The 10,398-nt window shown below is 71.6% G+C and carries 10 protein-coding genes and 1 pseudogene; 6 read left to right on the forward strand and 5 right to left on the reverse strand.

Annotation, left to right across the window (positions count from 1 at the left end):
- Nucleotides 1-24: 24 nt before the first annotated feature.
- Nucleotides 25-399, reverse strand: a complete 375-nt coding sequence (locus AOK17_RS37840; protein WP_157881481.1) for a hypothetical protein — start codon at nt 397-399, stop codon at nt 25-27.
- Nucleotides 387-1,382: a permease gene (locus tag AOK17_RS37845; protein WP_055617150.1), complete on the reverse strand. Its 996-nt coding sequence runs from the start codon at nt 1,380-1,382 to the stop codon at nt 387-389. Before AOK17_RS37845 ends, AOK17_RS37840 begins: the two co-directional genes overlap by 13 nt.
- Before the next feature lie 263 nt (nt 1,383-1,645).
- Here AOK17_RS37845 and AOK17_RS37850 point away from each other — a divergent pair, with 263 nt between their 5' ends.
- Nucleotides 1,646-2,746 (forward strand): DNA polymerase III subunit beta family protein, encoded by a 1,101-nt coding sequence (locus AOK17_RS37850; RefSeq protein ID WP_079053505.1) that lies wholly within the window; start codon nt 1,646-1,648, stop codon nt 2,744-2,746.
- An 83-nt stretch (nt 2,747-2,829) separates the two neighbouring features.
- On the opposite strand, the gene AOK17_RS37855 is transcribed toward AOK17_RS37850, so the two are convergent.
- Complete coding sequence (locus AOK17_RS37855; RefSeq protein ID WP_342671554.1) at nt 2,830-3,801, reverse strand: winged helix-turn-helix domain-containing protein; 972 nt, start codon at nt 3,799-3,801, stop codon at nt 2,830-2,832.
- A 293-nt stretch (nt 3,802-4,094) separates the two neighbouring features.
- Between AOK17_RS37855 and AOK17_RS37860 the strand changes: the two genes are divergently transcribed.
- The 3 genes from AOK17_RS37860 to AOK17_RS37870 all read left to right on the forward strand — a co-directional run bounded on the left by AOK17_RS37860 (nt 4,095) and on the right by AOK17_RS37870 (nt 6,795).
- The gene (locus AOK17_RS37860; protein ID WP_055617145.1) at nt 4,095-4,472 is read left to right on the forward strand and encodes a peptidase inhibitor family I36 protein; all 378 of its coding nucleotides are present in this window, start codon (nt 4,095-4,097) and stop codon (nt 4,470-4,472) included.
- Nucleotides 4,473-4,551: 79 nt separating this feature from the next.
- Entirely contained in the window at nt 4,552-4,938 is a 387-nt protein-coding gene (locus AOK17_RS37865; protein WP_055617146.1) for a peptidase inhibitor family I36 protein, read from the forward strand.
- A gap of 513 nt (nt 4,939-5,451) precedes the next feature.
- A complete protein-coding gene (locus tag AOK17_RS37870) occupies nt 5,452-6,795 on the forward strand; it encodes a helix-turn-helix domain-containing protein (RefSeq protein ID WP_055617147.1) in 1,344 nt (447 codons plus the stop codon).
- A gap of 105 nt (nt 6,796-6,900) precedes the next feature.
- On the opposite strand, the gene AOK17_RS37875 is transcribed toward AOK17_RS37870, so the two are convergent.
- Entirely contained in the window at nt 6,901-7,470 is a 570-nt protein-coding gene (locus tag AOK17_RS37875) for a TIGR03086 family metal-binding protein (protein ID WP_063997347.1), read from the reverse strand.
- A 224-nt stretch (nt 7,471-7,694) separates the two neighbouring features.
- On the opposite strand from AOK17_RS37875, the gene AOK17_RS37880 reads away from it, so the two are divergent.
- Nucleotides 7,695-8,942, forward strand: a complete 1,248-nt coding sequence (locus AOK17_RS37880) for an amidohydrolase (protein ID WP_055617149.1) — start codon at nt 7,695-7,697, stop codon at nt 8,940-8,942.
- 106 nt (nt 8,943-9,048) lie between these two features.
- Nucleotides 9,049-9,747, forward strand: a complete 699-nt coding sequence (locus AOK17_RS37885; RefSeq protein ID WP_206190903.1) for a response regulator transcription factor — start codon at nt 9,049-9,051, stop codon at nt 9,745-9,747.
- A gap of 207 nt (nt 9,748-9,954) precedes the next feature.
- Here the strand turns inward: AOK17_RS37885 and AOK17_RS37890 are convergent.
- A pseudogene (locus AOK17_RS37890) lies at nt 9,955-10,398 on the reverse strand (hypothetical protein); the annotation flags it as partial.

Below are 10,398 nucleotides of genomic sequence, written 5' to 3' on the forward strand. Positions count from 1 at the left end.
ATTCGTGGGCAGCGTGAAATTTGTTTAAGGGACAGGGGCGGGGGCGGTGAGGAGCCAGGCTATGCGGGGGTTGCGGGTGTGGTCGTGGCCGTGGCCGGCGTGGGTGTCCCGGCCATGCCCGGCGTGCGCCTCGTGGGCGTCCTCGTCATGGGCCTCGTACTCGTGCTCCTGCTCGTACTCGTGCTCTTCCTTACCTCGGCTGATCATGCCCACCAGGCCCAGCGCGATCAGGGCCACGCCCGAGATCACCAGGTACGGGCGCAGGCCCTCCTTCACGTAGCGCAGGTACAGCTCGCTGAAGAGGGCGATCCGGAGGAGGGCGGCGCCGCACAGGATGAGGAGCACCCCCTGCGGACGCAGCCTCAGGCGCGTACGCGGTCCGGTCGTCACAGCAGCCACCAGCCCACCACCCCACTGCTCACCACGGCCACCACCCATGTGACGGCCGAGAAGCGCACCGCGAACGCCCGCCCGAAGGTCCCCGCCTGGAGGGCGATGAGTTTCAGGTCGACCATCGGGCCGACGACCATGAAGGCGAGCCGGGCCGTCGGCGAGAAACCGGTCAGGGAGGCGGCCACGAAGGCGTCCGCCTCGGAACACACGCACAGCACCACGGCGAGGACGGCGAGCAGCAGGACGGAGAGCCAGGGCGAACCGGTGAACACGTCCAGCAGGGACCGCGGCACCAGGATGTTGAACGTCGCCGCAGCCGCCGCGCCCAGCACGAGAAAGCCTCCGGCGTGCAGGAAGTCGTGCTGCAGCCCGTCCCGGAAACCCCGCCAGCCACCGGTGGCCGCTCCGGCTCCCACCTCCGGCGTACGCCGCGTCGGCAGCCACTCCTCCCTCCCGAACCGCACCCACAGCCACCCCATCACCACGGCGGTGGCGAGCGAGGCGACGAGGCGGGCGCCGACCATGGCCGGGTTGCCCGGGAAGGCGATGGAGGTGGCGACGAGCACCACCGGGTTGATCGCGGGGGCCGAGAGGAGAAAGGCCAGCGCCGCCGCCGGTGCGACTCCTCGTCGCATCAGGCTGTCGGCCACGGGGACCGACGCGCACTCGCACCCGGGCAGCACGGCCCCGGCCGCCCCCGCGACGGGCACGGCGAGCGCCGGGTTCTTCGGCAGTACGCGTCTGAAGACCCGCTCCGGAACGAACGCCCCGATCGCCGCCGACACCACCGTGCCAAGGAGGAGGAAGGGGATGCCCTGCACGGCGACCGCCGTGAACACGGTCCACCAGGCCGCCATGGCAGGCGTCGCGATGTCGAGCGCGAACATCGGACCGAGTACGGACCCGACGGTGGCGATGACGACCAGCGCGACCCCGCCGACCACCACGTACACCAGCGCCCGGACCACCAGCCGTGCCCCGTCGGCCACCCTGGACCGGCTCTCGGCACCACTCGTGTCCGCGCCGCCGGGGTCCGTGCCCCGCGTCTCCACGCCCCTTGTCTCCACGCGCCTTGCTTCCCGTCCCCGCCTCACCCGTCGTACGTTCGCGCAGGCTAACCGGTGGTTCTGTGCGGGGTCTGCGTTTTCGCCCGGAGCGGGCTGTCAGCCGAGCGGCACCGCCGGGCCGGCCGTCCGGGGTTGTTGACCCTCGACCTTGTGCAGGGCCCAGAGTTCCGGATGTGGAGAGCGAGATGCGCAGTATCGGGGAGATGGCCCGGGACAGCGGGCTGAGTGTGAGTGCGCTGCGGTTCTACGACCGTGCCGGGGTGCTGGTCCCCGCCTGGGTGGATCCGGTGAGCGGCTACCGCTGGTACGGCCCCGAGCAGTGCGAGGAGGCCCGCCTGCTGACGCGGCTGCGCCGGGCCGGTATGCCCCTGCCCGACATCCGGCTGGTGCTGGCCGGCTGGTCCGGCGCGGACACCGACCTCGTACGGAAGCTGCTTCAGGCGCATCTGCGCCGGCTCGAACTGGGGCTGTCCGATGCCCGCAGCGAGTTCTCCGCGGTCCGAGCGCTACTCGAAGGCAGGGAGAAACCCATGACATCGCTCCGCACCGCCGCCGTACGGCTGACCGTCCCCGCGGCCGAACTGGCCGCCGCGCTGGACGCCGTCCGCTTCGCCGCCGGTACGGATCCGGAGCTGCCGATGCTCGGCGGCGTCCTGTTCGACATCGAGGGCGAGGCACTTCGGGTCGTCGCCACCGACCGGTACCGGATGGCCGTCGCGGGGGCCCGCGCCACCGGGCACGACGGGGTCCGCGAACAGGTCATCGTGCCCGCCCCGCTGGCCGACGCGATGCGGGCGCTGCTGAGCGGCGAGGACGGAGACGGACCCGTCCGGCTCTCCGTGGACGGTGACCGCGTGACGCTGGAGGCCGGGGACCGGCAGGCGTCCGGGCAGCGCCTGGACCACGACTTCCCCGACTACCGTCGTCTCGTCCGCCTGCCCGCCGGACGCCGCGCGGTCGTCGACGTACCGGCGTTCCGCGAGGCGCTGGAGACCGGGCCCGTCCGTACGAGCGAGACGCCCGGGCCGGACGGCACGCCCTGCGACCTCAGCGTGCTCAGGCCCGCGGCCGACGGCACGGTGACCGTCTGCGCCGACGGCGAGGGGGACGCGGACGATCAGAACCACGTCGCCGTCAACCGTGAGTTCCTGCTGGACGCGCTCGCCGCCGGGGCCCGCGACCGGCTGGTGCTGGAGTTCGGCGCTCCCACGGCGCCCCTTGCTGTCCGACGGCCCGACGCCGAGGACACCTTCTCGCTCCTGATGCCGGTACGCCTGGAGAACTGAGCGCTCCGCGGGGACCCTTCGGGGCACGGCTGCACCTCGATTCACGTCCGCCGGTTCACGTCCGCCGGTTCACGTCCGCCGGTTCACGTTCGCCGGTTCGCCGTCAGCAGGCTGATGCCCAGCGGAGTGGGGACGTGCAGCACGGTGTTCCGGTCGCGGACCGACGCGGTCAGGCCCGCCTCCCGCAGGATCCTGACGTGTTCGCTGACCGTCGCGGAGGTCACGCCCGCGCGCCGGGCCACCTCGCTCGTCGTGCCGCCGTCCTCCAGGGCCTGGAGGACGGCGGCCCGCCCCTGCCCGATGAGTCTGCCGAGCGTGCGGGGCCCGGCGCCCGACTGCTGGGGCAGCCACCAGTGGTGGGTCCGGGCGACCGGATAGACCAGTACGGGCGGCAGGCCCGGGTCGGTCAGGGTGATCGGCGCCTGCCAGCAGAAGACGGACGGCACCAGGAGCAACCCCCTTCCGTCGAGCCGCAGTTCACGGTCGAACGGGTACTCCGCCTCCAGATGGGGCGGTCGCCAGCGAAGTGACGGACCCAGGCTCGACAGCAGCGCCTCGACTCCGCCGCTCAGCATCTCCCGCGCCCGCACCGCCCGGTCGGCCTCGATCTGCGCCCGCACGGCGGACCAGTACGGGGTCAGGGCCGCGTGGAAGTAGCCGTGCAGCGCCTGCCCGAGGTTCTCCAGCGCCGCGGGCTCACCGTCCGCGAGGGGACGCAGCCACGACGGCGCCTCGGTGAGTACGTTCATCTCCTCGGCCAGCCGCCGGCGCGGCGTGGACAGGATCGCCCGGACGCCCTCCGACAGCCCCTGGGCGGCTTCCGCCGGATTGAGGAAGTCGGGGAAGCTGCCCCGGGGCGGTGCCAAGGTCCTTACCAGGTGCAGCTGGTGACGGGGCAGCCGCCGCAGCCCGGCCCTCGCCTGCGCGCGCCACGCGCCGAAGACGGCCCGGCCCTGCCGCGTCGCCAGCAGGTTCGCGCTGAGCACGGTCTCCCACAACGGGTCCGGCGCGGCGGCCACCCGGGTTCTGAGCAGGTCTTCGCACGTGAAATGCACTCGGAGCACGGCAAACTCTCACAGTCGGTGGGGCGATCGACTCAGGCATCGGCGTGAAATGTTCCCTTGGATTCAAAGATCACGAAATATCCTTTCGCGCCAACTCGCCACCACCATTCCCCGGATCGCCGCACGCCACACGGCCACGAGGACCGTCGTGCGCACCACCGATCCAGCACTCCACCAGCCCTTTTCGGCGCGCGCCGAAACACCTGGCAGGAACAGTCGGCACCGGGCAGCCTGAAAGACGTACGCGACCAAGATCTTCACAACGGCCAAGGGGGAAGAACGACATGCGCAAACGTGCCGCTTTCGGGGCGGTGGCAGCCGCGGCTTTCACTGCCGTGCTGGCCACCGCGCCGAGCGCTTCGGCCGAAGCCAATCCGCCCGGGTGCGCGAAGGAGTACTTCTGCGCCTACAGCGGAGAGAACCAGACCGGCCAGCTCGTCCTCAAGACCAAGGGGAACTGGTCCGGGAACGTCGCCATCCGCTCGGTGTTCAACAACGGGGTCGCCTTCCCGGGCGCCGACCACGTCGACGTGACGTACACGTCGCCCGGCGGCGGCGGGGAGACGGCCTGTCTGCACTACAACCCGGGCCCCGGCGCCTACAAGGTGAACGCGGTCGCCGGCGTCCACATCACCAAGGTCGTGTGGCGCGGCGAGTGCTGACGACGCGAATGCCGACAACGCGAGTGCTGACCACACGCGCGCTGAGTACACACGCGCTGACCACGGAGGAGTCCTCATCATGCTGACCGGAAAGCGACTCGTCACCCTGGGCGCCGGGACCGTCGCGGCGGCCTTCCTCGGTGTCCTCGCCGTGTCCCCGACCGCGTCGGCGGAGGCGAACCCGCCCGGCTGCGGGAAGGGCAACTTCTGCGCCTACAGCGGCCCCAACCAGACCGGCCGGCTCGTCCTGAAGGTCGCGGGCAACTGGTCGGGCAACCTGTCCGTCGGCTCCATCTTCAACAACGGAACCGTCTTCCCGGGCGCGGACCACGTGGACGTGACGTCGTACCTGGGCGGCCAGCCGTCGACCGACTGCTTCCACTACAACCCCGGCCCCGGCAAGTACAAGGCCAACGCCGAGGCAGGCCTCACCATCACCCGAGTGGTCTGGCGAGGCGAGTGCTGACCGGCTGACACGGCGGGCCGGTGGGGGCTGAAGGACAGGGGCACAGCCCCGTCTCTTCAGCCTTCGGGGGCGCAGCCTCTGTTTTTCAGGGGCGCGGGGAACTGCGCAACCAGCCCCACCGGCCCGCACCCAACGAACAACAACACAAGAGGCGGGCCCTAGTGGGGCCCACAACACAAGAGGCGGGCCCTAGTGGGGCCCCGCCTCCGCCGCACTGATCAGCGCTGCGAAAGCGATCACGGCGGCCCCCAGCGCGGTCAGGAACCGGGCGGGGAAGAAGCGAGTGGCAATGCGTCGGAACACGGCGACAACCTCGCATCGTCAACGTAGGCCAGCGTATTAAGTCTGCGTCATCGTGCGCTTAACGCGCCGCTTAACCTAGGGCGTGTTCGCCTCCGGGGCAAGGGCCGCATTGAGCCGATCGGCGCCCTGCCCGCCCGCCCTAACTGCCCTCTTGCAACGGGAAGTTGAATAGCGTGCAGGTGTAAGTCGACTTACTGGCATGCTTACGCCATGGCCGAGCGCGACGACCCGGGAATCATCGGGCGCAGAGTGCAGCAGCTGCGTACGGAACGCGGGCTGACACAGAAGCAGTTGGCGGAACCCGCCTACACACCCGCGTACGTCTCCACGCTGGAGGCGGGCCGCGTACGGCCCTCCGAGGAGGCGCTGCGGCACATCGCGGAGCGCCTCGGCGTCGCCTACGAGGAGCTCGCCACCGGGCGGCCCGCACACCTCGCCACGGACCTGCGGCTGCGGCTCACCGACGCCCAGCGGACGCTGGCGACCGGCGAGGCGGAGGTGGCCGCCGAGCAGTACACCGCGCTGCTCGCCGAAGCCGAGTCGCACGGGCTGAACGCCGAGTGCGCCGCCGCGCTCCTCGGCCTCGGCGAATGCGCCCTGTCCACCGGGGATCTGGGAACGGCCCGGCTGCGTTTCGAGGAGTCGGAGAAGCGGCTCGCCGACGCCCCGCTGCCCGTCCGGGTCCCGGCCCTGCGCGGCCGGGCCGTCTCGCACTACCTCGCAGGCGAACTCCGGTACTCCTGCTACCTGCTGGAATCCACGATCGACGAGCTGAACCGTGGAGGCCTGCACGATCCGGACGCCCTGCTGCTGCTCTACGCGGCGGTCATCGCCCCGTACATGGACATGGGAGCGCACGCACGGGCCGCGCAGGCAGCGGAGTACGCACTCGCGCTGGCCCCCCAGGTCGGCGACCCCGCGCTGCTGGCCCGAATGCACCGGTCCGTCGCCCGCACGATGATCGCCGAGGGCCGCATCGCCGAGGCGGACGCGTCCCTGGGCAAGGCGGCGGAGCTGTACCGCCAGCTCCAGATCCGTACGGAACTCGCCAACTGCCACTGGATGCGCGGGTACATGCACGCGCAGAACGGCGACATGGAGCGCGCGGAGGGCGAGTTGCGCGAGGCGCAGGCCATGCACTCCGCCCAGCGCGCCACCCTCTACACCAGCCAGGTCGCCGTGGAACTGGCGGACGTGCTGCACCGGCGCGGGAAGTCGGACGAGGCGGCGGCCCTGCTCCACGACGTGCTCGGGGACCTGAGTTCGGAGCGCGGGGCCGTCCACTCCGCGGCTGCGCACCGGCTGCTCGGCATCATCGCGGAGGACGCCCGGGACACGGAGACCGCCGAGGAGCACTACGTACGCGCGCTCAGCCTCCTCGAACGGGCCGGTGCGGCGGGCGACCTGGCCGACCTGTGCCGGTTGCTGGGGGACCTGCTGCGGCGTACGGGGCGGATCGAGGCGGCCTTGGACGCGTACCGCACGGGGCTGGGGCACCGGACTGCCCCGGGCACCACGACACTTGGGCCGGCGCCGGCGCACCCGCCGCTGTGACGAGAGCCTGATCCGCTCCGCGGGGGGGGGGCAAGTTTTCACGTGCGGGTTTGTCGTGGCCAGGTGCGCGGTTCCTCGCGCCCCTAAAAGCGTGCTGGGTCTCGGCTAAAAGCGTGCTGGGTCTCGGCCTAGGAAACCTGCCAGGCGGTCTGTGGACGGGGCGCCCTCGGCCACCGGGACGATGTCGCCGAAAGGCATGCCCTCGCCCCGGTACTGCGGCGGGAGGGTGGCCTCCGCGCGGGTCAGAATCTCCGCCGCCTCCTCCTCCGTGAAGGGAACCGGCTGACCCGTGGCCACCGCCAGGTCCCAGCCGTGGACCGTGAACTCCATGAGAGTCATGTTGAGCACCATGGCGGCGGGCAGTTGGGCGTCACCGGTCACACCCACCTCGCGGTCGAAGCCGTACTTCTGCCATCCGGCGACCAGTCCGGCCGCCGCGGCCCGGAACTCACCGGCGGGGTCCGCCCCCGACCGGTACCGCGCGGGGTCGGCATCGTACGCGCGGCCGTGACAGCGGGCCTCGAACAGCAGCAGCCAGCCGACGAGATGGTTGACCAGCGTCTCGACGTCATAGTCCTCGCAGGGCGTCGGAGCACCCAGCCGCCCGGGCTCGACGCCCTCGATGAGGTCACCGGTCTTGGACATAACACCCGAAAGCAGCTCGATCTCATCCATGCCCGGAGTCTAGGAGCGCCCACGCACACCGGTCTTGAAGAAACACGTCACGACGACGTCGTCACGCCGGCATGACGACGACCGCGTCGCGCCGACCGCGTCCCGCCGAGCGTCATGCGGCGGCAGCACCCGCAACCGGCCGGGCCGCGACTGCCACTCCTCCTCCCGTCGGCGGACGTTCCCGTCCCGGCCCGCGGGACGGCGTACGGACATACGCTGGCCCGGTGACCTCACCCGCCGCACGCACCGCGCTGGACCTCACCGCAGACCTGCCGGTCCCCGCCCTTGAGGACCTCTACCGGGACCTGCATCGCCATCCCGAACTGTCGGGGCGGGAGCACCGGACGGCCGCGAGACTGGCCGAGCGCCTCACCGAGGCCGGGTACGAGACGGTGGACGGCATCGGCGGCACCGGAGTCGTCGGGATGCTGCGCAACGGCGACGGGCCGACCGTCCTGCTGCGCGGGGACATGGACGCGCTGCCGGTCGCCGAGGAGACCGGACTGCCGTACGCGTCGGGGACGCCCGGGGTCATGCACGCCTGCGGTCACGACCTGCACGTCACCTGGCTGACCGGCGCCGCCGACGCACTCGCCGCCGGGCGCGACACCTGGAACGGCACGCTGCTGGTCGTCGGCCAGCCCGCCGAGGAGACCGGCGAGGGCGCCGCCGCGATGGTGAACGACGGCCTGTACGAACGTTTTCCGCGCCCCGACGTCCTGCTCGCCCAGCACGCGGCCCCCGGCCCCGCCGGGCTGTACGCGCACTCGCCCGGACTGATCATGTCGGCCTCGACGGACGTCGACATCGTCGTGCACGGGGTGGGCGGGCACGGCTCGCGGCCGGAGGCGACCGTGGACCCGGTGGTGACGGCCGCGTACATCGTGACGAGGCTGCAGACGGTCGTCTCGCGGGAGATAGCGGCCCGCGAATCCGCCGTGCTGACGGTCGGCCGGATCGAGGCGGGCACGCGGCACAACATCATCCCGTCCGAGGCGCACATCGCCCTCAACCTCCGTACGCAGTCCGCCGAGGTGCGGGAGCGGATGCTGGCCGCGATCCGGCGGATCGTGGCGGGCGAGTGCGCGGCGGCGGGCTGCCGGCGCGAGCCCACGATGACGGTCGGCGGCAGTTTCCCGGTCACCGTGAACGACGCCGACACCGACCGCCGGGTGGCCGCCGTGCACGGCGAGGTGTTCGGCGCGGGCACGGTCCTCGACTTCGGGCCCGTCATGGGCAGCGAGGACTTCCCGCTGCTCGCCGACGGCGGACTCCCGTACGCGTACTGGTTCGTGACGAGCACGCCCGCCGAGGTGTGGGACGCGGCGGGGAGCGCGGCCGGGGGCGACCTGATGGAACAGCTCGCGGCCGTGCCCAGCAACCACAGCCCGCACTTCGCACCCGACCTGGCGACGGTCGGGCCGGGCGTACGGACGCTGGTGTCGGGGGCGTTGGAGATGTTTGCTCGGTAACACGTGTTACCCGCTACCGAGCGGTACGTGTGACGATGTGGGCCCCCCGAGATTGAATCCTCAATAACCCCCCACCTTCACGGTCGGCACAGCGAAGGAACAGGACATGACCACCCCTGTCTCCCCTGCCCCCGCCCATCTCCTCGTCGTGGACGACGAGGAGAACGTGCGCGCCCTGCTCACCACGGCGATGGAGTTCCTCGGCTTCCGGGTGACCGGCGCCGCCACGGGCCGCCAGGCGCTGGAGGCGCTCTCCCGCCACAGCCCCGATCTCGTCCTGCTCGACGTCGGCCTCCCCGGCATCGACGGCTTCGAGGTCTGCCGGACGATGCGTACGCGGGGGCACACCATGCCGGTGATGTTCCTCACCGGCCACGACACCGTCGACGAGCGCGTCCGCGGACTCGACCTGGGCGGCGACGACTTCGTCGCCAAGCCCTTCGAGCTCAGGGAACTCGCGGCCCGGGTCCGGGCGCTCCTGCGCCGCACCTCGGTCCGCTCGGCCGAACGCCGCAGCCTGCTGGCCGGCGACGTACGACTGGACGCCGACACCTACGAAGTCTGGTCCGGCGGGCGGCCGGTGAGCCTGACGACCACCGAATTCGCCCTGCTGCGCTACCTGATGGAGAACCCCGGCCGGGTACTGACCCGAGCCCAGATCCAGGAACGCGTCTGGAACCACCGCACCGAGGGCTCGGGCAGCGTCGACACATACGTCTACTACCTGCGACGCAAACTGGGCAGCCCCGGCCAGTCGCTCATACGGACCGTGCGCGGCACGGGCTATCTGCTGTGCGCGGACTGAACCCGGCCGCCGGATCCTGAACCGTCCGGCCAAGGGGCCCGGTTCAGGGTGCGGCTGCCGGCCCCGTCGCCACGCGTCTACTCGCATAGGGATTTCTGAGGGAACTCTGATCAGGCCCAGACCCATTCGTGATCTTGGCTTGATTCACTTGTTTCTCGGAAGCGCGCTCCCCGGCGTCTTCCGGCGACGAGGAAAGGCTCAGCCTCGTCAGACCTGTGCCTGAAGCCGGCTGAGGTGCCGCTGGACATCGTCCAGCGCCCCCTGCCGACGCCCCGGAACGCGCAGGCGCAGGCCGGCCAGCGCGGGCCCGAGCTCACGGGCCCGCGCGGAGTCGTCGATACGGCCCCACTGGTGATGCGCCCGGTCCACGGCCGCCTCTACACCGGGCGCGCCCGGCTCCTGTCCCGCGGCCAGCCGTACGTCGGCCACCGCCAGCCAGATCCGGCAGCTGAGCTCCGCGTCGCCCGCGAACATGGCCAGATCTGCCCGTACTTCCATCCAGTGCACGACCTCGTCGGCCCCGGGCCCGTGCGCCCGCAGTGCTTCCCGCTCCTGCCGCCCGGCCAGCTCCGCGGCCTCGGCGTGCCTGCCGCTCTCGACGGCGGCGGTGATCTCGGCGTGGGGGTCGGAGGGCGGGGGTGAGGGTGCAGG

The organism is Streptomyces phaeochromogenes (assembly GCF_001418655.1).
Taxonomy (GTDB): Bacteria; Actinomycetota; Actinomycetes; order Streptomycetales; family Streptomycetaceae; genus Streptomyces; species Streptomyces phaeochromogenes.